Source organism: Amycolatopsis sp. NPDC114505, assembly GCF_055633615.1.
In genome coordinates, this window is the sequence record NZ_JBVKDV010000002.1 from 923,651 (window position 1) to 947,605 (window position 23,955).

The following is a 23,955-nucleotide window of genomic DNA, read 5'->3' on the forward strand; positions in this document are numbered from 1 at the left end:
AGTTCGCCGATGACACCACGATGGAGAAGGTCGCTTCAGACCACGGGAGCCGCGCTCGCGCTCGCCGCGGGGGCGCTGGCCGGCCCGGCCGCACCGGCGCAGGCCGCGACCCAGGGGCCGTGTGACCTCTACGCCGCCGGCAGCACGCCGTGCGTGGCAGCCCATTCGACCACCCGGGCGTTGTACGGCTCGTACAACGGTGCCCTGTACCAGGTCCGGCGGGCGTCCGACAACGCGACGCGGGACGTCGGCGTCCTGAGCGCGGGCGGTGTCGCGAACGCCGCGACCCAGGATTCGTTCTGCGCGGGCACGACGTGCCTGATCACCGTCATCTACGACCAGTCCGGTCGCGGCAACCACCTCACGCAGGCGCCACCCGGCGGGTTCCAGGGACCGGCCGCCGGCGGGTACGACAACCTCGCCAACGCGGCGGCCGCCCCGATCACCGTCGGCGGTCAGAAGGCCTACGGCGTGTTCGTGGCGCCCGGCACCGGGTACCGCAACAACAACGCCACCGGCACGGCGACCGGTGACCAGTCCGAGGGCATGTACGCGATCTTCGACGGCACGCACTACAACGGCGGCTGCTGCTTCGACTACGGCAACGCCGAGCGCAACAGCCGGGACAACGGCAACGGCACGATGGAGGCCATCTACTTCGGCAACATCAAGGTCTGGGGCTACGGCGCCGGGAACGGCCCGTGGATCATGGCCGACCTCGAGAACGGCCTGTTCTCCGGGATCAACCAGCGCTACAACGCCAACGACCCCAGCATCAGCCACCGCTACCTGACCGCGATCATCAAGGGCGCGCCCAACCACTGGGCCATCCGCGGCGGCAACGCGCAGTCCGGCGGCCTGTCGACCTTCTACGACGGCGCCCGTCCCAACGTCTCCGGCTACAACCCGATGCGCAAGGAAGGCGCGATCATCCTCGGCACCGGTGGTGACAACAGCATCGGCTCCGCGGGGACGTTCTACGAAGGCGTGATGACGTCCGGTTACCCGTCGGACGCCACCGAGAACGCCGTGCAGGCCAACATCACCGCGGCCGGGTACGGCACCGGCGGCAGTGGCACCACCACCGGGCCGCTGCACGCGGTCGGCGCCGGCAAGTGCCTCGACGTCCCGGGCTCCAGCACCACTCCCGGTACCCAGCTGCAGATCTACAGCTGCAGCGGCCAGCCGAACCAGACCTGGACGCGCACGTCGTCGAACCAGCTGACGGCGACCGTCGGCGGGCAGACGCTCTGCCTGGACGCCTCGGGCAACGGGACGAGCGCCGGCACGAAGGTGGTGACCTGGTCCTGCAACGGCGGGGCCAACCAGCAGTGGACCGTCAACTCCAACGGCACGGTCACCGGCGGGCAGTCCGGGCTGTGCCTGGACGTGACGAGCGCGTCCACGGCCAACGGCGCATTGGTCGAGCTGTGGACTTGCAACGGCGGCAGCAACCAGCAGTGGACGCTCGGTTAGGCACCTTCGAGGAAGGAACGAGGTTGTGATGACCACCAGTCCGACCCGGCGGCGGGCCGCACTCGCCGCCGGCCTCACAGCGGCTTCCCTGGTGCTGGTCCCCGGCACCGCGGGCGCGGCGAGCACGCTCGGCGCCGCGGCGGCGCAGAGCGGGAGGTACTTCGGCGCCGCGATCTCCACGAGCCACCTCGGCGAAGCGGCCTACGTGAACACCTGGACGTCGGAACACAACGGCGTCACCCCGGAAAACGAGATGAAGTGGGCCACGGTCGAGCCCAACCGCAACCAGTTCAACTTCGGGCCGGGCGAACAGATCGTCAGCCAGGGCCGGAGCAAGGGCATGAAGATCCGCGGGCACACGCTGGTGTGGCACGGGCAGCTGGCCGGGTGGGTCAGCGGCCTGGACGCGGGCAACCTGCGCTCGGCGATGCTGAACCACATCAGCCAGGTGGCCGGGCACTGGAAGGGCCAGCTCTACGCGTGGGACGTCGTCAACGAGGCGTTCGAGGAGAACGGCACCCGCCGGCAGTCGGTGTTCCAGCAGAAGCTCGGTGACGGCTACATCGAGGACGCGTTCCGCGCGGCAAGGTCGGCCGACCCGAACGCCAAGCTCTGCTACAACGACTACAACACCGACGGCGTCAACGCGAAGAGCACCGGGATCTACACCATGGTCCGCGACTTCAAGAGCCGCGGCGTGCCGATCGACTGCGTGGGCTTCCAGAGCCACCTCGGCTCGACGTCCAACCTGAGCAGCTACCAGGCGAACCTGCAGCGCTTCGCCGACCTCGGGGTCGACGTGCAGATCACCGAGCTGGACGTCGGCGGCTCGGGTTCCGGCCAGGCGAACGTGTACCGGCAGGTCGCCCAGGCGTGCCTGGCGGTGTCGCGCTGCACCGGCATCACCGTCTGGGGCGTCACGGACAAGTACTCGTGGCGTTCGGGCGACACGCCGCTGCTGTTCGACGGCAACTACGGCAAGAAGCAGGCCTACAGCGCGGTCCTCGACGTGCTCAACAGCGGTGGCGGCGGTGGAGGTGACGCCGCGCTGCGTGCGGTGGCCGCGAACCGGTGCCTGGACGTGCCGAGCTCGTCGACCACGGCCGGCACCGCTCTGCAGATCTGGGACTGCCACGGCGGAACCAACCAGCAGTGGACGCGGACGAGCGCCGGGGCTCTGACCGTCTACTCGGGTGGCTCGCAGCGGTGCCTGGACACCGCCGGTGGCGGCACGGCCGCCGGCACCGCCACGGTGATCGCGAACTGCACGGGCGGGAACGGCCAGAGGTGGACGTCGAACACCAACGGCACCATCACGAACGGGCAGTCGGGCCTGTGCCTGGACGTGACCGGCGCGGCGACCGCCAACGGCACCGCCGTGATCGTCTGGACCTGCAACGGCGGGACCAACCAGCAGTGGACCGCGCCGGCGACCGCGTAGGCCGGCCGGACCGGCGCGATCTCCGCGGGGAGAGGACGGTCCGTCCTCTCCCCGAGCGGCGGGCGGCCGTCAGCTCGGTCGCCATGGTGCCCCGGGGCCATTCGTTGATCACGGTGATCCGGACAGTGACTTATGGTGCGTCGGAGCCAGCGGAAGATCGAGACGTGCGGACAGCTCGGCGAAGCTGGTGCCGAACGTCCGGTCCACCAGCACGCTGCCGCCGCTGAGGTGGAATACCGCCAAGTCGCTGTAGACCCGGCTCACGCAGCGTCGCCCGGTGATCGGGTATGTGCACTCCCGCACCAGCTTCGGTCTCCCGCCCTTGTCGAACAGCGTCATCGTCACGAAGACGTCCTTCGCTCCGGCCGCGAGGTCCATCGCGCCGCCCACGGCGGGGATCGCGCCCGGGGCGCCGGTGTGCCAGTTGGCCAGGGTGCCGTCGGCTGCTACCTGGAACGCGCCGAGTACGCACACGTCGAGGTGGCCGCCGCGCATCATGGCGAACGACTGCGCGTGGTCGAAGTACGACGCGCCGGGCCGTTCGGTGACCGGGACCTTGCCCGCGTTCACCAGGTCGGGGTCGATGTCCTCGCCGTGGGCCAGCGGTCCCATGCCGAGCATGCCGTTCTCGGTGTGGAGCACGACGCCGCTCGCCGGATCGAGGTGGTCCGCGACCGCGGTCGGCCGGCCGATACCGAGGTTGACGTACGCGCCCGCCGGGATGTCGGCGGCCACCAGCCGGGCCAGCTCGGTGCGGTCCAGCGGGCCCCGGTCGAGGTGCTCGATCACGCGGTCACCACGATCCGGTCGACGTAGATTCCCGGCGTCACCACGGTTTCCGGGTCGAGCGCGCCGCTCGGGACGGTCCGCACGACCTCGGCGACGGTGAGCTTCGCCGCCGTCGCCATGACGGGGCCGAAGTTCCGCCCGGTCTTGCGGTAGACCAGATTTCCCGCCTCGTCGGCGGTGTGGGCCCGGATCAGTGCCACGTCGGCGTGGATCGCGTACTCCAGAACCTGTTCGCGTCCGTCGATGACCCGGGTCTCCTTTCCCCCGGCGAGCAGCGTGCCCGCGCCGGTCGGGGTGTAGAACGCCCCGATGCCGGCGCCGGCCGCGCGGATGCGCTCGGCGAGGGTGCCTTGCGGCGCGACCTCCAGCTCGATCCGGCCGGCCGCGTAGAGCTCTTCGAACACGAACGAGTCCGTTTGCCGGGGGAACGAGCAGATGATCTTGCGCACCTGACCGGCGGCCAGCAACGCCGCCAGCCCGGTCGTTCCGTTGCCCGCGTTGTTGTTCACCACCGTGAGGTCCTTCGGACCGGCGCGGCGCACCGCGTCGATGAGGGCGACGGGCTGCCCGGCCGGCCCGAACCCGCCGATCAGCACCGTGGCGCCGTCCGCGATGCCGTGCACCGCGGCATCGGTGTCCGGGACGATCTCCGCCATCACGTCACGTTCTCGAGGACGACCGCGAGACCCTGGCCGACGCCGATGCAGATGGCCGCGACACCCCAGCGCGCCCGGCGCTCCCGCAGCACGGCGGTGAGCGTGCCGAGGATCCGGCCGCCCGACGCGCCGAGGGGGTGGCCCAGCGCGAGTGCGCCACCCTTGGTGTTGACGATGCCGGGATCGATCGGCCAGGCGTGCACGCAGGCGAGCGACTGTGCGGCGAACGCCTCGTTCAGCTCGACCGCTCCGACGTCGGACCAGGTGATCCCGGCCGCGTCGAGCGCCCGCTGTGCCGCCGCGACCGGCGCGTAGCCGAACTCCTGGGGGACGGAGCCGACCGCGCCGCGCCCGGCGATCCGGGCGATCGGGCCGGTGCCGATGGTGCCCGCCGCCGCCTCCGACCCGATCAGCACCGCGGACGCGCCATCGGACAACGGTGACGCGTTGCCCGCGGTGATCCGCCCGTCCGGCCGGAACGACGGCTTGAGCGCGGCGAGCTTCTCGATCGTGGTCCCGGCGCGGATCCCTTCGTCCCGCTTGAGGTCCGTGCCCGCCACCGGCACCACGAGGTCGTCGTAGAAACCGTCGGACCAGGCCTGGGCCGCCAGCCGGTGCGAGCGCAGCGCGAACTCGTCCTGCTGTTCGCGGGTGACGCCGAACTTCTCGGCCAGCTGCTCGTTCGCCTCCCCGTTCGACACCGTCCACTCGGGACGCATGCGCGGGTTCACCATGCGCCAGCCCAAGGCGGTCGACACCAGGGCGGCGTCCCCGGCGGGGAAGGCCCGCGCCGGTTTGGCCAGCACCCACGGCGAGCGGCTCATCGACTCGACCCCGCCCGCCACCACGACTTCCGCGTCGCCGGTCTCCACCGCCCGGGAGGCGATCATCGCCGCGTCGAGGCTGGATCCGCACAGCCGGTTCACCGTCGTGGCGGGGACGGTGACCGGCAGGCCCGAGAGCAGCACCGCCATCCGGCCGACGTTGCGGTTGTCTTCCCCGGCGCCGTTCGCGTTGCCGTACACGACCTCGGAGATCCGGGCCGGATCCAGTTCCGGTGTCCTGGCGAGCAGCTCGGACAGGACGGTGGTCGCGAGGTCGTCGGTCCGCACGCCGGACAGCGCGCCACCGTAGCGGCCGAACGGCGTGCGCACGGCGGCGTAGACGAAGGAGGACGGCATGGGGCTCACTTTCTCGACGGGGGAGGGGGTGCTCACTTCTTCGCGGACGCCTGCTTCAGGATCTCGTCGCGGGAGAAGTCGTTGATCTTCCCGAGGAGACCGGTGTCGACGATCTTGGCGACCTCCACCGGCTGGGTGATGAGGCCGGCTTTCCGGGCGAACGCGATCGACCGCTCCACTCGCTCGGTGTCGATGGTTCCCCAGTCCTTGGCGCCCTTCGGGATGCCGAGCCCGGCGAGCCGCACTTCGAGCACCTTCACCTGCTGCGCCAGCGCTTCGGCTTCCGGCGTCGACGCCCCGGGTGCGGTGTCGGGCTGGGTCTTCCACATCGCCTTGATGGCGGCTTCGGGGTTGGCTTGGGCGTAGACGACACCCTTGGCGAAGGCGCGCCCGAACTTCACGAAGAGGTCGGGGTCCGCGTCGAGCTTGCTCTTCCGGGCGACGAACCCGCCGCCGAACATGTCCTGCATCTGGTCGACGGGCAGGTCGGCGATCCGCAGCCCGGCGTTCCGGAGGATCTGGTACTGCGTGTCCCACAACGCCAGCGCGTCGACCTGGTGGTCCCGGACCGCGCTGACCTGCTGGGCTCCCACGCCGATCGGGACGTACTTCGCGTCGTCCGGGTCGATCCCCGCGAGCCCCAGCGCGACCCGCGCGAAGGTCGTGCCGGAGCTGCTCACGGTGGTCACGCCGATGCGCTTGCCCTTGAGCTGGGCGACGTCGGTGATGCCGGATCCGTCGACCGAGGCCAGCCCGTAGATCCAGTCCCCGTAGTAGGAAGCGAAGTAGGTGAGGTCCGTGCCCTTGGTCGCGCCGATGATCACCGGTTCCGGGGTGACGAGGGCGATGTCGGCGCCGCCCGCGACGACCTGTTGCGCCGCCTGCGTTCCGGACGGGGGCAGGGTGAACTGGACGTCGATGCCTTCGTCGGCGAAATAGCCTTCGGCCTGGGAGAGCAGGAACGTGGCGAACCCGGCGTTCCAGCTGGGCGTGGTGACGGCCACCTTCAGCGACGAGTGACCGCTCCCGCTGCCGCAGGCGGCGAGACCGGTCACGAGAACGGCGGCGATCAGGGCGACGAGTCCGGCGTGGACTCTGGCTGGCAGCTTGCGCATGGGTTCCTCCTCGAACGCCCGGCGTCCGTCGGCGTGTTCACATCGCACACTCCATGTTCACGATGAGGTGTGTCAAGGCTGAGTTTTGCCGAAGCTGTTGCATTTGCCCTGATGCATGTCCTAGATTTCCGCACACGCTGTTCATGAAGTGAACACCGCCGAGCGTGAGGATGACGATGGCGTCAGCTGGGCCCGACCCGGGAGCCGTGGCGAACGGCGACATCCAAGCCGTGTCCAGGACCGCGCAGATCCTGACCATGTTCGGTCCTCAGACGCCGGAGATCACCGTCGCGGAGGCGGCCGAACGGCTCGGCCTCAACCGCACGACCCTGCACCGGTACTTCGCCTCCCTCGAAGCGGCCCAGCTCCTCGAACGCACCGAGGAGCGCAGCTCGGTGTTCGCGCCGGGACGCGTGTTGCTGCAGCTCGGGGCGTTCGCCCTCGGCCGGCGGAAGGTCATCCAGCTGGCGACGCCCCACATGCAGGACCTCACGCGGGCCACCGGGCTCACCGCCGTCCTGAGCCTCTGGGGACCATCCGGGGCCGTGGTGTCCCACGTCGAGGACGACGAGTCCCACGGCACCATCGTCACCGTGCGCGTCGGCGTGCAGTTGCCGCTGAGCTCCGCGCAGGCTCAGGTGTTCCTGGCGTTCCTGCCCGATCAGCTGGCCGCCGACCGGTTGCTGGGGACCCTGCCCGCCGATCAGCGGTTGCGGGTGCGCGAGCGGATCGCCGGGATCCGGGACCTCGGCATGACCGGACCGATGCTCAACGCGCGGGGGATCAGCGTTGTCGCCGCGCCGGTTTTCGACAAGTCGTCGATCTGCGCCACGCTCGCGTTCGTGGGGACCGCGCACCTGCTGCCCGTCGGCGGGAGCACGCGGGAGGAGGCGCTGCTCGCCGAGGCCGCCGCGCGGGTGACCGCGGAAATGGGTGGCGGGGCCACCGACGTCGCGACGAAGGGACATCATGGGTGACGCAGCCACCGCGGACCGTGCCGTGGAACTGAGGCACGTGTCCAAGCGGTACACGACCAGGCGCTCGAGGCGTGGGGCGCCCCGGGTCGTCGACGCGTTGCACGACATCGAACTTTCCGTCGCCCGCGGGGAGTTCGTCTCCATCGTCGGACCGAGCGGATGCGGCAAGAGCACGCTGCTGAAAGTGCTGCTCGGCCTGACCGGGCGCACCGCGGGCGAGGTCGAGTTCGGTGGCGCCGGAGACACCCGGCTCGGCATGGTGTTCCAGCAGCCACTCCTGCTTCCCTGGCGGACGGTGACCAAGAACCTGCTGATCTCCCAGGACATCAACCACCGGCTGGACGAGCGGGACGCGCGGGAACGGGCCGAAGCCATGGTGGCGATGCTCGGCCTGGCGGAGTTCGCCGACCGGTACCCCGGTGAGCTGTCGGGCGGCATGCAGCAGCGGGTCGGGATCGGGCGCGCGCTCATGCACGACCCCGACATCCTGCTCATGGACGAGCCCTTCGGCGCGCTGGACGCCATGACGCGGGACCAGATGGGCATGGACCTGCTGAACATCTGGGAACGCGACCGGAAGACCGTGCTGTTCGTGACCCACAGCATCCCGGAGTCGGTCCTGCTGTCCGACCGGGTCGTCGTCATGACGCCGCGGCCGGGCCGGATCGCCGACGTGATCGACGTCGACCTGCCCCGTCCGCGTGGGCTGGAGAACATCAACACCCCGGAGTTCGGTGCGATCGTGCGCCGGATCCGGATCCTGCTCAACTCCGAGAACAGCGCTCACTGAACCGCGCTGGGTGGGAGGACTCGTGACCAGTTCCAGCGTGACCGTCGAAGCCGGGCCGCGACGGGAGCCACCGGCCGAGCGAGCCCGGCGGCAGGCTCCGGGTTTCGTCTTCAGCGGAGCCGTGTTCCTCGTCGTGCTCGTCGCCTGGCAGGTCGTCGTCCGGGCCTTCGACGTGTCGGCGGTGCTCGTGCCGGCCCCGACCGACGTGCTGGCCTCCCTGGTGGACGGTCTGGGTGACGGTTCCCTGATCGAGCACTCGTGGGTGACCCTGCAGGAGATCTTGATCGGCTTCGGCCTGGCGGTCGCCGCCGCGTTGCTGTGCGCGTTCCTCGTGACCCAGTCAAGTCTCCTGGACAAGGCGCTGTTCCCGCTGGTCGTCATGACGCAGACGATCCCGAAGGTGGCGATGGCGCCGCTGCTCGTCATCTGGTTCGGCACCGAGATGACGTCCAAGGTGCTGACCACCGCCCTCATCGCGTTCTTCCCGCTGCTGATCAACGCGATCCTCGGGCTGCGCTCGGCCGACCCCGACCAGGTCGACATGCTGCGCTCGTTCGGTGCGAGCCGCCTGCACGTCCTGCGCCACCTGCAGCTCCCGTCGGCGCTGCCGCACATCTTCGCCGGGCTCGACGTCGCGGTGGTCCTGTCCGTCACCGGTGCCATCGTGGCCGAGTTCGTCGGAGCGACCGCCGGCCTCGGCTACGTCATCCAGGCCACCAACTTCACGCTCGACGTGTCCCGCACGTTCGCCGTGCTGGTGATCCTTTCGGTCATCGGGCTGGTGCTGCACGCGATCGTGGTGGTGGGCAACCGGAAGATCGTGTTCTGGTCCGCCGAACACCGGACCGTGCGAGAGCGGTTGTGACGCTCAGGCGCCGGCCAGCAGCTCCAGGAGCCGGGCGACCTCGTCGCGCATCCGGTCGCGTCCGGGGGAGAGGTACCGGCGTGGGTCGGTCAGGCTCTCCCGCTCGGCGAGCGTCGCGCGGACCGCGCCGGTCAGGACCTGGTTGAGCCGGGTGCCGACGTTGACCTTGCGGATGCCGCGCCCGACCGCGCGCCGGACGCCGTCGTCGGGGACCCCGGACGAGCCGTGCAGGACCAGCGGCACGGGCACGGCGTCCGCGAGCCGGCTGATCAGCTCGTCGTCCAGGACCGCGTCGCGGCCGGCCATCGCGTGCGACGACCCGACGGCCACCGCGAGGGAGTCGACGCCGGTCGCGGCGACGAACGCGGCCGCTTCGGCCGGATCGGTCCGGACGCCCGGTGCGTGCGCGCCGTCCTTGCCGCCGATCTCCCCGAGCTCGGCCTCCACCCAGCACCCCGCGGCGTGGCACCGGTCGGCGACCGCCCGGGTCCGGGTCATGTTCTCCGCGTAGGCCGAGCTCGCGGCGTCGAACATGATCGACCGGATGCCCAGCGCGAGACCCTGGTCGACCAGGGCTTCGTCCTCGACGTGGTCGAGGTGCACCAGGACCGGCACCGCGGCGGCGCTCGCCATGCTCAGGCACGCGGCGCCGAACGGGTCGAGGGAGCCGTGGTAGCGGACGGCGTTCTGGGAGATCTGCAGGATGACGGGGAGCCCGGCCTGTTCGGCGCCGGCCACGATGGCCTCCGCGTGCTCCAGGAGGATCGCGTTGAAGGCCCCGACCGCCCCTCGCAGGCCGGTGAAGATGCTGGGGGCGTCGGTGTTCACGCGGTCTCCTTCACGGCGAGTGCGTCGAGCCAGCCGGCCCGGGCCTCGAGATCGACTTCGCCCGCGACGGGGCACAGGACAGCGGCGGCCGACGTCGCGACGACGTCGGCCAGCGCGGCGGGCCAGTCCACTGTGGACACACCGGCCGCGAGGTGGCGGGCGAGCGCGGCGGCGGCCGCGTCGCCGGCGCCGGTGGGGTTGCCGACGACCCGCTCGACCGGCCGGACGGCGAACTCGCGGTCGGCGGTCACCGCGACCACGCCCTCTTCGCCCAGCGTGGCGACCACGGCGGCGGCGCCGTCCCGGACCAGCCGCCGGCCGGCCGCGAGGACGTCGAGGCGGGCGCCGAACAGTTCGGCCAGTTCGTCCCGGTTCGGCACGAGCACACTCCCCGTCGTCGCCGCGGCGCGCAAAGCGGCGCCGGAGACGTCGGCGATCACCGGGACGCCGGCTTCGGCGCCGAGCTCCGCCAGCCGGGCGGGCACGTCCTCGCCGAGCCCGGGCGGCACGCTCCCGGAGACGACCACGGCTCCCACGCCGGCCGCCAGCTCGGCGCGGAAGGCCGCCACGACGTCGTCCCGGGTTCCGGTCGCCACGGCGCTGCCGCGTTCCTGCAGGCTCGTCGTGACGCCGTCGTCCGCCACCACGGCCACGGTCCGGCGGACCGCGGCCAGCGCCGGGACCAGGCGGTGGGGGAGCCCGAGCCGGTCGAGACCGGCCCGGAACTCGTCCGGCTCTTCCCGGCCGGTCAGTGCCAGGACGAGGCTGTCGCCGCCCAGCTGCCGGGCCACCGCGGCGACGTTGACGCCCTTGCCGCCCGCGCGGCTGCGCACCTCCGTCACCCGGACGGTCTCCCCGACCGCCAGCCCGGCCACCCGGTAGGTGACGTCGATGGCCGGGTTGAGGGTGACGGTGAGGATCCTGGTCACGACGCGGCTTCCCGCGCGGGGACATCGGCCGGCTCTTCGCCGCTCTTTTCCGTGCTGTAGACCATGAGCGACGAGCCCACGAGGGCGAGCACGATGCCGCCGATCTGGAAACCGGTAGGCAGGGTCTGGAAGACGATCAGCGAGAGCACGATGGTCAGCACCGGCGCCAGCGCGTTGGTGATCGGCGCGACGATCGTGGCCTTGCCCCGGCTCATGGCCATCACGAGGAACAGCGCGCCCACGGCGTTGAGCAGCTGCGTGATCGCGGTCAACGCGGGCGCCTGCCACGGGAACGACAGGGGGAGCCCGCCCATCATGATGATCGCGACCGGGATCAGCAGGAGCCCGCTGACGGTCATCCAGCCGAAGGTCGTCGCGTCGTTGACCCCGACGACGGCGGCTTTGCGCATGAAGTACGCCTGCACGCCCCAGGCGATGCAGACCAGGATCGCGAGCCACAGGTAGGTCCCGCTGGTTTCCTGCGAGTCGCCCGAAGACACCGAGAACAGGACGATGGCGACCAGGGCGAGGGCGACGCCGATCCAGCTGAGCGCGGTGAGCCGTTCCCGCAGGGCCGCGAAGGCCATCAAGACGGTGATCGCCGGGGAGAGCGCCACGATCGGGAAGATGATGTAGGCCGGCCCGATGGTGAGGGCCTTGAACAGCACCAGCTGCCCGCCGGCGCCGGTCAGGCCGATCAGCAGGCCGTAGACCGCGGCGATGGGACGGCGGTCGATCCTCTGCCCGCGCAGCGAGAAGTACGCGGGGATGAGCATGGTGATCGACCAGATGACGTAGACCATCGGGTCGGGGTAGCCGTAGCGGGAGGTCGGCAGGCTGGAGAACGCGCCCCAGACACCCCAGAACAGGACCAGCAGGCCGGCGTAGGGAATCCAGGTGGCGCGGCGCTTCGATGCGGTCATGACAACCCCTCCAGGGTGGGGACGGCGGAAATCCGGTCGAGCGGGATGGAGTGGCCCGCCAGCCGGGCGGCGTAGACCGCCGCGCCGACGTGCGGGGGCAGCAGGGGCTCGCGCAGTTCGTAGCCGTGGCTGCCGTGCTGGAGCGCTTCGCGGAAGGAACCCAGGAGGTGGGCCGAGCCGAACATGCCGCCGGAGTAGGAGACCGGCACGGTCTGGTCCGGCTCGAACCCCAGCGCGGCGGCGCCGGCTTCGACGTGGAGGGCGAGCTCCCGCCCGGCGCGGCCGAGGATGACGGCCGCGGTGGGGTCGCCCGCCTCCGCGGCGCGGGTGACGACCTTGCTGAGGTCCGCGATCCGCCCGCGGTCGCCGTGCCACCGGTTCATGACGATGTCGATGGCGTCGAGGTCGGTGCTCACCCCGAGCGTCCGGCGCATCTCTTCGGCCAGCGCGCTCGCCGGCTGGCGCCCGTCGCTCATCCGGGAGAACGCGCCGAGCCCCTGGACCGCGACCCAGTAGCCGGACCCTTCGTCGCCGAAGAGCTCGCTCCAGCCGCCGGCTCGCCACTGCCGTCCCCGGTGCTCCCCGTAGGCGATGGACCCGGTGCCCGCGACGACGTTGATCCCGTCCGCGCCGCCGAGGGAGGCCGCCCAGCCGCAGATCATGTCGTTGCCGCACGCGTAACCGACTTCGCCGAGGATCCGGCGGGGGAGCGCGTCGAGCACCGGCACGTCGGCGGAAATCTCGCCGTAGCAAGGAATGCCGAAGAAGGCGTAGGAGAGGGCGGCGACGTCGATACCCGCGGTGGCGCACACCTCGCCGATTCCCTGACGCAGCAACGGCTCGACGATGTCGATGCCCTGCTGCAGGTAGTAGATCCCGGCCGTGGCGGCTTCCGCGAGGACGCGGCCCCGCTCGTCGACCAGGCAGAAGGCGGTTTTCGTCCCGCCGCCGTCCACACCGAGGAACATGGCTCAGCCCTTCGCCGGATTCGGGAACTCGTGGATGACGACCCCCTGGACCACGCGGTTGACCTCACCGCCGGGGAACGGGTTGTCGGGGGTCAGGCCCCGGGCGAGCGAGCACGCCAGGGCGATCGACTGCGCCGGGATGGCCGCCACGATGGCCCGCAGCGCGTCGGGCAGGTGCGTGATCCCCGGGATCGGCCACGCACCGTCGTCGCCGCCGATGACCAGCACCCGGTCGGGTCCCAGGGACTCCACCAGCTCGCGCGTGATGTCGTCGTCGTAGCGGCGGGTGTACGGATCGCCGGACGGGAAGACGATCGCGAGAGTCCGGTCGTCGAGGAACGACTTGGGGCCGTGCCGGAAGCCCAGCGGGGTGTCGGCGACCGCGACGACCGTGCCGGCGGTGAGTTCGAGGCACTTCAGCGCGGCTTCGCGGGCCAGGCCCTTGAAGGCGCCGGAGCCGAGGTAGACCAGCCGGGCCGGATCGGCGGCGGCGACCGCTTCCGCCCGGCTCGCCGCGGTGACCAGGACGTCTTCCGCTGCTCGGGCCGCGGCGTCGACGTCAACCTCGAGGCCCAGGGCGAGCAGGGCGGCCAAGGTCATCCCGGTGAACGACGACGTCATGGCGAAGCCGCGGTCGTTCAGCTGGTCGGGAAGCGTCAGGACGACGGCGTTCTTGGCGTCGGCCCAGCGGCGGGCGAGCGCGCCGGCGGGGTTGCAGGTGATGACGATGTGGTGCAGCGCGGGAGTGAGCCGCTGCAGCAGCTCGGCGGCGGCGATCGACTCGGGGCTGTCGCCGCTGCGGGCGAACGACACCAGCAGCACCGGCCGGTCGTCGACGACCACGGAGTGCGGGTCGGCGACGATGTCGGTCGTCGCGATCGGCTCGATCGGCCGGGCGAGGTGCCGGGTGAGGTCGGGGGCCACGACTTCGCCGATGTAGGACGAAGTTCCCGCGCCGGTCAGGACGATCCGGGTCCGCGGGTCGACGAGCGCGTCGTCGAGCAGGCGGTCGATGTCGGCCCGCGCGGCGGCGACGGTCCGCGCCACCGCGGGCCACGTCCCGGGTTGCTGCCGGATCTCGCCGGCGGTGCGGCTTTCGTCCGGCTGCTCCTGGTGCCCCGGCTGCGTTTCGTGCACTGACACCCACATCACCTTTCGGGTCGTGGCCGGTTCGGCCAAGCGGTCCGCTCTTGGTACGTCGTGCCGCGTCCCGTGAGCAAGAGTTGCTGCGCAAACGAGCATCGCGGATGTTCGTTTGCCCCGCGTTACCGCTGGTGATTTGTCAGATCGATGCGTGAAAATGCTCGAAAGTGTCGTATAGTGTGCAAGTATGAGCCTTGTCGATGTGCGGCCCCGAGGGCGCGCGCCCCGGTCCGAACGGATGGCGGAGATGGTGCGCGAACTGGGCGAAACGGGCCGCCTGCGCGTCGGTGAGCTCGCGCGCCGGTTCGGCGTCTCCGAGGCCACGCTGCGACGCGACCTGACCGCGCTGGAGGAGCAGCGGCTGCTGACCCGGACCCACGGCGGCGCGCTGGCCCAGGGGGTGGCCTCCGAGCTGCCGGTCCGGTACCGGGAAGGCCGGTCGAGGGAGGCGAAACGGGCGATCGCCCGGCAGGCGGTGCGCACGCTGCCCACCGGTCCGCACGTGATCGCGCTGACCGGCGGTACGACCACGGGCGAGCTGGCGAAGGGGCTGCCCGACCGTGCGGATCTCACGGTGGTGACCAACGCGCTGAACACGGCCATGGAGATCGTGCTGCGGCCCCGGGTGAAGCTCGTCGTCGTCGGCGGCGTCTCCCGGCCGCGGTCCTACGAGCTCGTGGGCCCGTGGGCGGAGCAGGTGCTGGCGTCGATCAACATCGGCACGGCCTTCATCGGGGTCGACGGCATCGACGCGGCGGGCGGCATCACCACCCACGACGAAAACGAGGCGCGGACGAACCGCGCGATGCTCGGCCGCGCGCAACGGGTGGTCGTCATCGCGGACGGCAGCAAGCTCGGCAAGCGAACACTGGCCCGGATCGGCGACATCACCGAGGTCGACGAGCTGATCACGGACTCATCGGCCGACGCGGCCAGCGTGGCGGCGATCCGGGCGGGGGGAGTGAAGGTGACGGTCGTCGACCTGCCCGCGCAAGGGGTGAACAACCGATCGATCGCCTGAGAAAGGTGGCGCCGCGCGCGGACCTGGCTCGGTTGCGAGTGGGCGCCGGCCCGGCGGGCCGGAAGTGCGGGAGCCCTTCGAACGCCCCGATTCGGGCCCCCGGTCGCGGGGAGGTGCTGATCCGGGTCGACGTCGCCGGCATGATCGCCGGGACGACCGCGGTGGACGCGCTCGACCAGCTCGGCCTCGCTGTCGCCCAGCCGGCCGCGGCGCGCGAACTGCGGGTGATCGGCACCGGGAGCGCCGCCAAGCACCAGTACGCCGAGGCCGTCGGCGTGCGGTTCATCGACTACGCCGCGGAGGATGCTTCGCCGCGGCCCGTGAGCTGGTACCGGACGGCCTTCGGCGGGGGCTTCCCACCGCTGGCCACAACATGACCCGCTCACAACCGGACCACGGCACCGCCGCGACAACGGCGCCCGCCTGAACCGACGAGCCGTCTCCAGCGTGTGCTCAAGGTGACCGCACTGGGCGGTCGCGGGCGGGGCGACGGGAGTCGGCCATCGTGATCACGGGACGAGTGGCAGGGCGCGGCCGAGCCGATGGTCGTCCGTCCGGATGGTTTCGAATGGGCGCCGGCCCGGACGTGCTCGAACCGGCGCCCGGTCTACAGTGGACGGTCAGCGGTGGACCTGCCACTGGTCGTTGGCGTGCGCCACGGTGCGGGACAGGTTCGGGCACAGGAAGTTCGCGGTCGACGAGTTGGAGAGCACCGAGGTGTTGCCGGTGGTCGCGGCCTGCCAGGAACCGTTCAGCTTGATCTTGTAGCTGCTGCTTTCGATCGTGCGGGTGCCCAGTGCGGTGCAGTAGGCCGCGGTGGTGGTGCCGCTGGCGTAGACCTCGAAGATGTTCCAGCTGCGGTTGTCCTGGGACTGGTCGGTGCCCGACTGGGTGTACAGCGTGTCCCAGCGGTTGGCGTGGTAGTTGAACAGCGACGCCGTCCAGGTGTTCCTGCTCGCGTCGGTCTGCTCGACCTTGCCGTGGTAGGAGTCGTGGCCGTTGACCGAAGTCACGTAGTTGGTGCGGAAAGTGGCATCGATGCTGACCGACTTGGCCACGTGCACGCCGACGCACCAGTCCCACGCCCAGACCTGCTTGGCGCCGCCGTTGTAGGCGGTCACCAGCTCCACGCAGGACCTCGGGGCCTTCATCGTCGGGGCGTAGAGGGTGTCGCCGGAGACCGTGAGGTCGTTGTAGGCCGACTGGACGGCGTCCTGCCCGGTGACCGCGCTGCCACCGGTGTAGACGCCCCAGTCGTCGTGGATGCTGGTGGCCGGGGTGCGGTGGCCGGCCTGCCCGGTCCGGATCTCCCGGAACCGGTCGGCGGCGGCGACCTGGGTGGTGCCGTCGACGGCCCCGACCACGGTGGTGCCCTCCGTCGTCATCGGGGCCGGCGCCGCGATCGAAGTGGCCGGTACGCCGAGGAATACCGCGGTGGAGAGTGCGATGAGGGTTTTTCGCATCAGAACTCCTTGTCTGCGACCGCATCGCCCAGGCTCCGGATCCGGTGCGTGAGCGGGGTTTGCCGGGCTCGCTCAAGCGAGCCGGGGACACGGACCGGCGCCGGCGCGCGCGAGGGAGCGCACGGGGCCGGTGGCCCCGCGCGGATCAGGAGGTGACCGGCTTCAGGCGGTACTCCTGCGGAATCTCTTGGTGGTGAAGGAGATCGTGGTCGAACAGCACCGGCCGGTCACCGGGTCGCCCGTCGTGCCGCCACACCTCCGGGGACAGGGAGATATTCACCCACCAGTGTGAGAAGGGCCCACGCCTTGGTCTAGACTTTTCGCCCAACCTGTCTGATTCCTGTCTCTGCCAAGGAACCTGACCATCAGCGGGGTCGCCGCCACCGGCGACGACGAGCCGCTGAGCGGGCTGCCGGTCAGAGGGTCCCGGTCAGAGGGCCCCGGTCAACGCCTGGAGGCCGAGGCTCGCCGCCGCGACGGCGAGCCAGAGCAGGCCGCCCAGCAGCAGGGGACGGGGCCCCGCCCGGCGCATGTCGGCCAGGCGCGTCGAAAGCCCGATGCCGGCCAGCGCCGTCGTGATGAGGAAAGCGCCCAGCGCCGACAGGGCGGGGTGCCACGACGCGGGGACGACACCGAGGCTGTTCAGCGCGGCCGCGGCGAGGAAACCCAGCAGGAACAGCGGGACGATCTTCCGCCACGGCAGCGCGGGGACGCCGGAACCCGGCCGCCCCGCCTCGCGGCGGGCCTTCAGCACGGCCAGGACCATGACGATCGGGATCAGCGTCAGGGTGCGGGTCAGCTTGACGACCAGGCCGTAGGACCCCGCGTCGCCGCCGTAGGCGTAGGACGCCGCGACCACCGACGACGTGTCGTTGATCGCCGTGCCCGCCCAGAGGCCGAACGCGTGCGCGTCCAGGTCGAGCAGGTGCCCGAGCGGCGGGAAGAGCAGCACGGCGGCGATGTTGAAGGTGAAGATCGTGCCGATGGCGTAGGCGACTTCCGCCTGCCGCGGCTTGATGACCGCGGTGGTGGCCGCGATCGCGGACGCGCCGCAGATCCCGGTGCCGACGCCGATCAGGGTCTGCGTGTCGCCGCGGACGCCGAGCCACCGGCCCAGCAGCCACGCGCCGCCGAGGGCGACCGCCAGCGTGCCGAGCATGACCGGCAGCGACTCCCCGCCGACCCGCAGCACCTGCGTCAGGGACAGGCCGGTGCCGAGGACCACGATCGACGCCTGGAGCACGGGTTTGGCCGCCACGGCGTAGCCCGGCGCCCACCGCTCGCCCCGCAAGCCGGGGACCACGGCGCCGGCGACAGCGCCGAGCACGATGCCGAACACCGGGCCGCCGACGACCGGGACCAGCTCGCCGAGCCCGGTCGCGACGGCCGCGACGGCGACGGCGACCAGCAAGCCCGGCAGCGCCCGAGTCCCGCGGGCCGGCGGCGCCGGCGTCTCGGCGGGCGCGTCCCGGAATGTGGTCACCGGCTCCTCCACGGGTAAATGTACGTACAATCAAAGTAGATGATGTTCGGACATTTGGCCATGGGTAGGGTCGGGCGCGACAGCCGGGAGGGACCATGCCGCCGCGGACGCTCAGCCGCTCGGATACCGAGCCGCTCTGGCGCCAGCTGCAGCGCGAGCTGCTGACCAGGCTCGACGCGGGCGAGTTCGCCGACCGGTTCCCGGGCGAGCTCGCGCTGGTCGACGAGTACGGCGTGAGCAGGCACACGGTCCGGCAGGCCCTGCGGCAGCTGCGCGCGGACGGCGTGATCGTGGCCGAGCGCGGCCGGCAGCCACGCGTGGCCCCGCCGGCCGAGATCGCCCAGCCGATGGGCGCGCTCTACAGCCTCTTCGCGTCGGTGGAGGCCGCCGGCCTGCCGCAGCACAGCGTCGTGCGCACTTTCGACGTCCGCGCCGACGCCCTCGTGGCCGAACGCCTCGACCTGGAATCGTCCACCCCTCTGGTCTACCTCGAGCGGCTCCGCCTCGCCGGGGACGAACCGCTCGCCCTCGACCGGGTCTGGCTCCCGGCGGATCTGGCGAAACCGTTGCTGCGGGCGGACTTCTCCCACACCGGTCTCTACGCCGAACTGGCCCGCCGAACCGGGGTCAAGCTGGACCACGGCCGGGAAGAGGTGCGCGCGGTCATCCCGACCGCGGCCGAACGCGTCCAGCTCGCGTGCGCGCACGACGTCGCGGCGTTCGCGATCAACCGGCTGAGCCACGCCCGCGGCCGCCCGGTGGAGTGGCGCCACACCCTCGTCCGCGGCGACCGGTTCGCGCTCACCGCGGAGTTCTCGGCGGCGGGCTACCGGCTGCTCGGACGCGCCTGAGCGAGACGTCCCGCGAGGCGCCCCGGCCGCCTCTAAGCTGGCCGGGTGGACGACCCGACCCCGCCGCGCATCCTGGTGATCGAGGACGCGGAAGCGATCCGGGTGCCCGTCGAGTCCGCTTTGGCCGGCGCGGGGTTCACGGTCCGTTCGCTGCCCGACGGCACCGGGCTGGAGGCGGAGTTCGCCCGCGCCCGCCCGGACCTGGTCGTGCTGGACGTCATGCTGCCCGGCCGGGACGGGTTCGAGCTGCTGCGGGTGATCCGGCGCGCGTCGGCGGCCGGGGTGGTGATGCTGACCGCGCGAGACGGCGTCGAGGACCGGCTGCGCGGACTCGGCGAGGGCGCCGACGACTACGTCGTGAAGCCGTTCGTCCTCGCCGAACTGGTCGCGCGGGTGACGGCGGTGCTGCGCCGGACCGGGCGCACCCGGCCGGCCGTGGAGGTCGGCGGCCTCGTGATCGACGTCGAAGGCGGCCGCGCCCGCTACGACGGCACCGACGTCGAGCTGACCGCCACCGAGTGGAAGGTGCTGCTGTACTTCGCCCGGCACCGCGACCGCGTGGTGTCCAAGACGCAGGTGCTCACGGCCGTCTGGGGCTACGGCGAACTGGCGCCCAACCTCGTCGAGGTCAACGTCAGCACGCTGCGCCGCAAGCTCGAAGCGCACGGCCCGCGCGTGCTGCACACCGTGCGCGGGCAGGGGTACGTGCTGCGCGGTGAGGCGTGAGCGGGCTGCGGACGGCGTCGCTGCGCCGTCGGGTCACCGTCACCGTGCTGGTGGTGCTCGCGGTGGTGCTGGTCGCCGTCGGCCTGGTCGTGGACACGGTGTTCCGCGCGCAGGCGGAGCGGGACGTCAACGCGGTGCTCACCGCCCGCGTCCAGCTGGCGCAGCAGCTGGCCAAGCAGAACACGGCCCCGCAGAACCTGCTGCGGCGCGTCGAAACGCGCGGGGTCCAGGGCTCGCTGACCCTGCCCGACGGCACGGTCCTCGGCGGCCCCGGCCTGCCGGCGGACGCCCGGATCCGCCAGGTGCGGGCGACGTTGTCCGGACCGGCGCGGATCAACGGCGCGAAGCTGACGCTCACCGCGGACGAGTCCCTGATCGCCGCGGCCGAGCAGAGCCTGAGGTGGGTGCTGCTGGCCACCGGCGTCGGCGCGCTGGTCGTCGCCGCGGTCGCGCTGCTGCTGGCCGTCCGGTTCGCGCTCGCGCCGCTGGACGCCATGACGCGGCTGGCCCGCTCGATCGTCTCCGGCGGCCGGGGCGGCCGGCTCGCCCCGGAGAAGCCCGGCACCGAGCTGGGCCGCGCGGCGGCGGCGTTCGACTCCGCGCTGGACGCCCTCGAGGGCGCGGAGCAGGCGGCGCGCGCGTCGGAGGAGCGGACCCGGCGGTTCGTCGCCGACGCGGCCCACGAGCTGCGCACGCCGCTGGCCGGCGTGCAGGCGGCGGCCGAGGCGTTGCTGCAGCAGCCGCCGGACACGCCCCAGGAGCAGCGGGAACGGCTGCAGCTGCTGGTGGTCCGCGAGTCCCAGCGGGCCGGCCGGCTCGTCGCCGACCTGCTCGACCTGGCGCGGCTGGACGCGGGCGCCGACCTCGACCGGACGCCGGTCGCGCTGCGCGAGCTGGCGGCCGCGCAGGCCGAGCAGCTGCGGCTGACCACCCCGGACGTGACGGTCGAGATCACCGGGCCGGACACGGTCGTGGTGGGCGACCGGGCGCGGCTGACGCAGATCTTGGCCAACCTGGCCGGCAACGCGGTCCGCGCGATGGCCGGCCGGGGCACGCTCACCGTGGAGGTCACCGCCGACGGGTTCACGGTGACCGACACGGGACCGGGCGTACCGGGCCCGGAGCGCGAGCGCATCTTCGACCGCCTGGTCCGCCTGGACGCGGCGCGCGAGCAGGGCGGCTCGGGCCTGGGGTTGCCGATCGCCCGCGGCTTCGCCCGCGCCCACGGCGGCGACCTGTGGTGCGAGGCCGCGCCGGGCGGGGGAGCGCGGTTCCGGTTGACCGGCCTGCAGCCGGCTTAGGATTGTTTCCGCAAGCGGTTCATCCGTGTCGGCGGAGGTCTACGAAGCCGTACCTCGAGAGACGAAAAGACCGCATCATCACCGCGGCGAAAAAGAGGATCAAGCTCTCGGCCACGCTCGCAGTCATTGTAAGTTTCTCCGGAACTCGGAAACGACAGGCTGCCGTCTTGAAGGAGGCCGCCATCCTGATCGCCGGCGCACTCGACGGCATGGATGATCATCTCGAAATTCTCGACGGGTTCCGGGCGGATCTCGAGAAGGACGGCCATCGCGATCTTGAGCCGTCTCTGCTCGAACCGGTTGTATCAGGGTTCAAAAAGTACGCGCTGGACCTCATTGCCAGTGCTTTGGTCGCGAAAGCGGTGCTGGATCTCAGTCGGTATCGGCCCATCAAATATTCCAGGTCTATTCGTGCGGCGCGCCGAACGCTGCAGAGGCGCTCCACGTCCTGGAACCAGCAAGACGGAGATCGGGCAGCGAAGGAGACAGCAGCGCCCGACAACGCCTAGGCGAACAGGCCGGCGATCCGTCCACTGTGGCCGGGGAGCACCTTGCCCGCGTCGGTGCCGAGGACGTCCTCCACCAAGGTCGCGTACACGTCGCGGAAGTCCGTCGACAGCTTCAGGTCGCCGTCGTCCAGGTCGGTCAAGCTCGGCTCGGCGCCGTGGAAGCCGCCCTTCACGCGGGGGCCGAGGACGAACACCGGGCCCGCTGTGCCGTGGTCGGTGCCCTGGCTCGCGTTCGCCGCGACCCGCCTGCCGAACTCCGAATACACCAGCACCGTGGCCTGCTTGCCGCGGTCGGACTTCGCCAGCCGCTGGACGAACGGCGTCAGCGCGCCGTCCAGCTCGGTCAGCAGCCGCTGCTGGGTGCCGCGCTCGTCGGCGTGTGTGTCGAAACCGCCCAGCGACACCGAATACGCCCGCGTCGGCACGCCCGCCTCGATCAGCCCGGCGACGACGTCCAGCTGGGCCGCCAGCTCGCCCTTCGCCTTCTTCCCGGCGTCGCCGGGCTTGCCCAGGGTCTGCACGGCCCGGTGCAGGTCGGTGACCGACCGTGCCGCGCGCGCCTGCCAGAACCCCTCGCCCGGCTGGGCGGCCCCGAGGTCGGCGAACGCCTTGCCCAGCGCGCCTTCCGGGAGCTTCAGCCCGCCCACCGGCAGCGACGCCGCCGCGGTCCGCTCCCCGGCGAGCAACGGCGGCAGCACCGGGTCGACCGACACCGCGCGCAGCGGGTCGTCGCCGGTGGCGTCCAGCCAGCGGCCGAGCCAGCCGGTCGGCACGGACGTCTCCGGCGACGCCGTCTGCCAGATCGCCATCGACCGGAAGTGGCTGTGGTCGGGCTTCGGGTAGCCGACGCCGCGCAGCACGGCGAGCTGCCGGCTGTCCCAGAGGCCCTTGAACCCCTTCATCCCCGGGTTCAGCCCGAGGCCCTCGCCGAGGTCGAGCACCTCTTCCGGCTTGTACGCCAGTTCCGAGCGCGCGTTCCGGTACGCCGGGTCGCCCGCCGGGACGACGGTGTTGAGGCCGTCGTTGCCGCCGTAGAGGGTGACGACCACGAGCACGCCCGCGTCCGGGTCCAGCGGGTTCTCCTGCGCGGCCGACAGCAGCTGGCCCCAGTCGACCTGCGTGGCGCCGGCGGCCAGGGCCGCGGCGGCCGTCACGCCGGTCGCGGTGAGGAACCGGCGGCGGTTCACCTTCTGCACGATCGTCACCCGCTCACTACGTATTCGGGGGCGCAAGCGGCCACTGTGGACAGTTGACGGACGTTGCCGCCGACGCCGGCCAGCGCGGTGCGGGTCCGGTCCGACCACGCGTCGACGCCGAGCAGGTCGCCGATCGCCGCGGTCTTGTCCCGCGCCTTCGCCACCGCGCCGAGGTCGGCGTGCTCGGCGACCAGCTGGGCCGCGTGCAGGCGGGCCACGCCCGCCGACGTCGTCAGCCAGGCCCCGCCGGCCGCCCAGCCGCCGACACTGGGTGGCTGGAACGGCACCTGGCCCATTCCGCGCAACGCCGCCAGCAGCTGGGTCCGGGTCTTGTCCTCGAGCTTCGCCGGCCGTACCCCCAGAGCGCGCAGCAGCCCGGCCAGCCATTCGACGGGCTGCTTGACCAGCGAAGTCGCGCTGTCGTGGAAAGCGGCTTCGTCGGTGATCGCGTGCAGCAGCGCGCGGATGTCGCGGCGGCTCCCGTAGGCGGCGACCAGGCGGTTGAGCACGTCGGCCGGCGGCGGGGTCGCGGACACCAGCCGGAACCAGACGCGGCCGGCGACGAACGGCGCCGATTCCGGCCGGCTCAACACCAGGTCCACAAAGGACTCCGCGTCGTAGTCACCGTCGGTGCCGAGGACGTGCTTGACACCGTCGTCGTGCCGCTTGGCGACCAGTTGCGCGCCGGTGGCGTCGCGCTTGGCGGTCCAGCCGGTGAGCGCGCGGGCGGCCTCGCGGACGTCGTCTTCGGTGTAGTGCCCGACGCCGAGGGTGAACAGCTCCATGAACTCGCGGGAGAGGTTCTCGTTGGGTTTGCCCGCCTTGTTGCTGTTGCCGTCCAGCCACAGCAGCATCGCGGGGTCGACGACCATGGCGCGAGCGAGGTCGGTGAAGCTGCCGAGGGCGTGTTCGCGCTGGGTCCGGTTCTGGGCGAGCATCAGCCGCGGGCTGCGGACCTTCTGCTCGCTGGTGGCGAAGTGGCCGTGCCAGAACCAGGTCAGCCGTTCCACGGAGGCGAGGTCGGTGGCCGCCATCCGGTCCAGCCACCAGCTCACGGCCTGCGTGGCCTGGGCCTGGGTCTGCTTGCGGGCCTGCTGCTTCGCCGCCGGGTCGGCGTTCTTGCCGGGTTTGTCCGGCGGCGGACCGGGATCGGGCATCGGCGTCGCGGCCGCACCGGCGTCCGGCCCGGCACCCAGCAGCCGGTCACGGGTTTCGGCGAACCCGCGGTCGAGGTCGCCGGGCCGCGGCCCGAAGCCGAGGCGGTCGTGCAGCCGCCGGACGGCCGCTCGTTCGGAAAGCACCACCATGCATTCGATGGTGGACG

General features: G+C 71.7%; 24 protein-coding genes. 11 read left to right on the plus strand and 13 right to left on the minus strand.

Going from position 1 to position 23,955, the window contains the following annotated elements:
• Positions 1 to 9: 9 nt before the first annotated feature.
• Positions 10 to 1,476, plus strand: coding sequence for an arabinofuranosidase catalytic domain-containing protein (locus tag ACZ7OU_RS22390; RefSeq protein WP_470238178.1), 1,467 nt, complete (start codon positions 10 to 12; stop codon positions 1,474 to 1,476).
• A gap of 28 nt (positions 1,477 to 1,504) precedes the next feature.
• A complete protein-coding gene (locus tag ACZ7OU_RS22395; protein ID WP_470256506.1) occupies positions 1,505 to 2,917 on the plus strand; it encodes an endo-1,4-beta-xylanase in 1,413 nt (470 codons plus the stop codon).
• Between the two features lie 108 nt (positions 2,918 to 3,025).
• On the opposite strand, the gene ACZ7OU_RS22400 is transcribed toward ACZ7OU_RS22395, so the two are convergent.
• The 4 genes from ACZ7OU_RS22400 to ACZ7OU_RS22415 are packed head-to-tail and all read right to left on the minus strand — an operon-like array spanning position 3,026 to position 6,658.
• Positions 3,026 to 3,706 (minus strand): CoA-transferase, encoded by a 681-nt coding sequence (locus ACZ7OU_RS22400; RefSeq protein ID WP_470256507.1) that lies wholly within the window; start codon positions 3,704 to 3,706, stop codon positions 3,026 to 3,028.
• Positions 3,703 to 4,362 (minus strand): 3-oxoacid CoA-transferase subunit A, encoded by a 660-nt coding sequence (locus tag ACZ7OU_RS22405; protein WP_470256508.1) that lies wholly within the window; start codon positions 4,360 to 4,362, stop codon positions 3,703 to 3,705. The genes ACZ7OU_RS22400 and ACZ7OU_RS22405 overlap by 4 nt, the downstream gene beginning before the upstream one ends.
• On the minus strand, positions 4,362 to 5,543 hold the full coding sequence (locus tag ACZ7OU_RS22410) for a thiolase family protein (RefSeq protein WP_470256509.1): 1,182 nt from the start codon (positions 5,541 to 5,543) through the stop codon (positions 4,362 to 4,364). Before ACZ7OU_RS22410 ends, ACZ7OU_RS22405 begins: the two co-directional genes overlap by 1 nt.
• Positions 5,544 to 5,575: 32 nt before the next feature.
• Positions 5,576 to 6,658, minus strand: a complete 1,083-nt coding sequence (locus ACZ7OU_RS22415) for an ABC transporter substrate-binding protein (protein WP_470238173.1) — start codon at positions 6,656 to 6,658, stop codon at positions 5,576 to 5,578.
• Positions 6,659 to 6,834: 176 nt separating this feature from the next.
• Between ACZ7OU_RS22415 and ACZ7OU_RS22420 the strand changes: the two genes are divergently transcribed.
• The 3 genes from ACZ7OU_RS22420 to ACZ7OU_RS22430 are packed head-to-tail and all read left to right on the plus strand — an operon-like array spanning position 6,835 to position 9,290.
• The gene (locus tag ACZ7OU_RS22420) at positions 6,835 to 7,635 is read left to right on the plus strand and encodes an IclR family transcriptional regulator (protein WP_470256510.1); all 801 of its coding nucleotides are present in this window, start codon (positions 6,835 to 6,837) and stop codon (positions 7,633 to 7,635) included.
• Entirely contained in the window at positions 7,628 to 8,425 is a 798-nt protein-coding gene (locus tag ACZ7OU_RS22425) for an ABC transporter ATP-binding protein (protein WP_470238171.1), read from the plus strand. The genes ACZ7OU_RS22420 and ACZ7OU_RS22425 overlap by 8 nt, the downstream gene beginning before the upstream one ends.
• A 22-nt stretch (positions 8,426 to 8,447) precedes the next feature.
• The gene (locus ACZ7OU_RS22430) at positions 8,448 to 9,290 is read left to right on the plus strand and encodes an ABC transporter permease (protein ID WP_470256511.1); all 843 of its coding nucleotides are present in this window, start codon (positions 8,448 to 8,450) and stop codon (positions 9,288 to 9,290) included.
• A gap of 3 nt (positions 9,291 to 9,293) precedes the next feature.
• Here ACZ7OU_RS22430 and ACZ7OU_RS22435 read toward each other — a convergent pair whose 3' ends face one another.
• From ACZ7OU_RS22435 to ACZ7OU_RS22455, 5 genes are read right to left on the minus strand one after another with little or no spacing between them, the layout of a single operon-like run.
• Entirely contained in the window at positions 9,294 to 10,118 is an 825-nt protein-coding gene (locus ACZ7OU_RS22435; RefSeq protein WP_470256512.1) for a class II fructose-bisphosphate aldolase, read from the minus strand.
• Positions 10,115 to 11,047: a 1-phosphofructokinase family hexose kinase gene (locus ACZ7OU_RS22440; RefSeq protein ID WP_470256513.1), complete on the minus strand. Its 933-nt coding sequence runs from the start codon at positions 11,045 to 11,047 to the stop codon at positions 10,115 to 10,117. Before ACZ7OU_RS22440 ends, ACZ7OU_RS22435 begins: the two co-directional genes overlap by 4 nt.
• Entirely contained in the window at positions 11,044 to 11,970 is a 927-nt protein-coding gene (locus ACZ7OU_RS22445) for a DMT family transporter (RefSeq protein WP_470256514.1), read from the minus strand. The genes ACZ7OU_RS22440 and ACZ7OU_RS22445 overlap by 4 nt, the downstream gene beginning before the upstream one ends.
• Positions 11,967 to 12,938, minus strand: coding sequence for an N-acetylglucosamine kinase (locus tag ACZ7OU_RS22450; RefSeq protein WP_470256515.1), 972 nt, complete (start codon positions 12,936 to 12,938; stop codon positions 11,967 to 11,969). Before ACZ7OU_RS22450 ends, ACZ7OU_RS22445 begins: the two co-directional genes overlap by 4 nt.
• Positions 12,939 to 12,941: 3 nt before the next feature.
• A complete protein-coding gene (locus ACZ7OU_RS22455) occupies positions 12,942 to 14,081 on the minus strand; it encodes an SIS domain-containing protein (RefSeq protein WP_470256516.1) in 1,140 nt (379 codons plus the stop codon).
• 187 nt (positions 14,082 to 14,268) lie between these two features.
• Here ACZ7OU_RS22455 and ACZ7OU_RS22460 point away from each other — a divergent pair, with 187 nt between their 5' ends.
• Positions 14,269 to 15,102 carry a DeoR/GlpR family DNA-binding transcription regulator gene (locus ACZ7OU_RS22460; protein WP_470256517.1) on the plus strand — a complete coding sequence of 278 codons (834 nt, stop codon included), beginning with the start codon at positions 14,269 to 14,271 and terminating at the stop codon, positions 15,100 to 15,102.
• A gap of 113 nt (positions 15,103 to 15,215) precedes the next feature.
• Positions 15,216 to 15,479, plus strand: a complete 264-nt coding sequence (locus ACZ7OU_RS22465) for a hypothetical protein (RefSeq protein ID WP_470256518.1) — start codon at positions 15,216 to 15,218, stop codon at positions 15,477 to 15,479.
• 243 nt (positions 15,480 to 15,722) lie between these two features.
• Here ACZ7OU_RS22465 and ACZ7OU_RS22470 read toward each other — a convergent pair whose 3' ends face one another.
• Positions 15,723 to 16,565, minus strand: a complete 843-nt coding sequence (locus ACZ7OU_RS22470; protein WP_470256519.1) for a hypothetical protein — start codon at positions 16,563 to 16,565, stop codon at positions 15,723 to 15,725.
• Positions 16,566 to 16,995: 430 nt separating this feature from the next.
• A complete protein-coding gene (locus ACZ7OU_RS22475; protein ID WP_470256520.1) occupies positions 16,996 to 18,048 on the minus strand; it encodes a YeiH family protein in 1,053 nt (350 codons plus the stop codon).
• A gap of 95 nt (positions 18,049 to 18,143) precedes the next feature.
• Here ACZ7OU_RS22475 and ACZ7OU_RS22480 point away from each other — a divergent pair, with 95 nt between their 5' ends.
• The 4 genes from ACZ7OU_RS22480 (at position 18,144) to ACZ7OU_RS22495 (ending at position 21,435) form a co-directional block, all read left to right on the plus strand.
• Entirely contained in the window at positions 18,144 to 18,899 is a 756-nt protein-coding gene (locus tag ACZ7OU_RS22480; RefSeq protein WP_470238160.1) for a GntR family transcriptional regulator, read from the plus strand.
• A 45-nt stretch (positions 18,900 to 18,944) separates the two neighbouring features.
• On the plus strand, positions 18,945 to 19,625 hold the full coding sequence (locus tag ACZ7OU_RS22485; protein ID WP_470238159.1) for a response regulator transcription factor: 681 nt from the start codon (positions 18,945 to 18,947) through the stop codon (positions 19,623 to 19,625).
• Positions 19,622 to 20,926 carry a sensor histidine kinase gene (locus ACZ7OU_RS22490; RefSeq protein ID WP_470256521.1) on the plus strand — a complete coding sequence of 435 codons (1,305 nt, stop codon included), beginning with the start codon at positions 19,622 to 19,624 and terminating at the stop codon, positions 20,924 to 20,926. Before ACZ7OU_RS22485 ends, ACZ7OU_RS22490 begins: the two co-directional genes overlap by 4 nt.
• Before the next feature lie 167 nt (positions 20,927 to 21,093).
• Positions 21,094 to 21,435, plus strand: coding sequence for a hypothetical protein (locus ACZ7OU_RS22495; protein WP_470256522.1), 342 nt, complete (start codon positions 21,094 to 21,096; stop codon positions 21,433 to 21,435).
• Here the strand turns inward: ACZ7OU_RS22495 and ACZ7OU_RS22500 are convergent.
• Both ACZ7OU_RS22500 and ACZ7OU_RS22505 read right to left on the minus strand, forming a co-directional pair.
• Entirely contained in the window at positions 21,432 to 22,640 is a 1,209-nt protein-coding gene (locus ACZ7OU_RS22500) for a DUF1501 domain-containing protein (protein ID WP_470256523.1), read from the minus strand. The genes ACZ7OU_RS22495 and ACZ7OU_RS22500 overlap by 4 nt on opposite strands.
• Entirely contained in the window at positions 22,637 to 23,938 is a 1,302-nt protein-coding gene (locus tag ACZ7OU_RS22505) for a DUF1800 domain-containing protein (RefSeq protein ID WP_470256524.1), read from the minus strand. Before ACZ7OU_RS22505 ends, ACZ7OU_RS22500 begins: the two co-directional genes overlap by 4 nt.
• Between the last annotated feature and the right edge of the window lie 17 nt (positions 23,939 to 23,955).

What these genes read in the sequence shown, in the direction of transcription:
- ACZ7OU_RS22390 (WP_470238178.1), top strand. Translation starts at nt 10, where the DNA reads ATGACACCACGATGGAGAAGGTCGCTTCAGACCACGGGAGCCGCGCTC.
- ACZ7OU_RS22395 (WP_470256506.1), top strand. Translation starts at nt 1,505, where the DNA reads ATGACCACCAGTCCGACCCGGCGGCGGGCCGCACTCGCCGCCGGCCTC.
- ACZ7OU_RS22405 (WP_470256508.1), bottom strand. Translation starts at nt 4,362, where the DNA reads ATGGCGGAGATCGTCCCGGACACCGATGCCGCGGTGCACGGCATCGCG.
- ACZ7OU_RS22410 (WP_470256509.1), bottom strand. Translation starts at nt 5,543, where the DNA reads ATGCCGTCCTCCTTCGTCTACGCCGCCGTGCGCACGCCGTTCGGCCGC.
- ACZ7OU_RS22415 (WP_470238173.1), bottom strand. Translation starts at nt 6,658, where the DNA reads ATGCGCAAGCTGCCAGCCAGAGTCCACGCCGGACTCGTCGCCCTGATC.
- ACZ7OU_RS22420 (WP_470256510.1), top strand. Translation starts at nt 6,835, where the DNA reads ATGGCGTCAGCTGGGCCCGACCCGGGAGCCGTGGCGAACGGCGACATC.
- ACZ7OU_RS22425 (WP_470238171.1), top strand. Translation starts at nt 7,628, where the DNA reads ATGGGTGACGCAGCCACCGCGGACCGTGCCGTGGAACTGAGGCACGTG.
- ACZ7OU_RS22445 (WP_470256514.1), bottom strand. Translation starts at nt 11,970, where the DNA reads ATGACCGCATCGAAGCGCCGCGCCACCTGGATTCCCTACGCCGGCCTG.
- ACZ7OU_RS22450 (WP_470256515.1), bottom strand. Translation starts at nt 12,938, where the DNA reads ATGTTCCTCGGTGTGGACGGCGGCGGGACGAAAACCGCCTTCTGCCTG.
- ACZ7OU_RS22460 (WP_470256517.1), top strand. Translation starts at nt 14,269, where the DNA reads ATGAGCCTTGTCGATGTGCGGCCCCGAGGGCGCGCGCCCCGGTCCGAA.
- ACZ7OU_RS22470 (WP_470256519.1), bottom strand. Translation starts at nt 16,565, where the DNA reads ATGCGAAAAACCCTCATCGCACTCTCCACCGCGGTATTCCTCGGCGTA.
- ACZ7OU_RS22480 (WP_470238160.1), top strand. Translation starts at nt 18,144, where the DNA reads ATGCCGCCGCGGACGCTCAGCCGCTCGGATACCGAGCCGCTCTGGCGC.
- ACZ7OU_RS22505 (WP_470256524.1), bottom strand. Translation starts at nt 23,938, where the DNA reads ATGGTGGTGCTTTCCGAACGAGCGGCCGTCCGGCGGCTGCACGACCGC.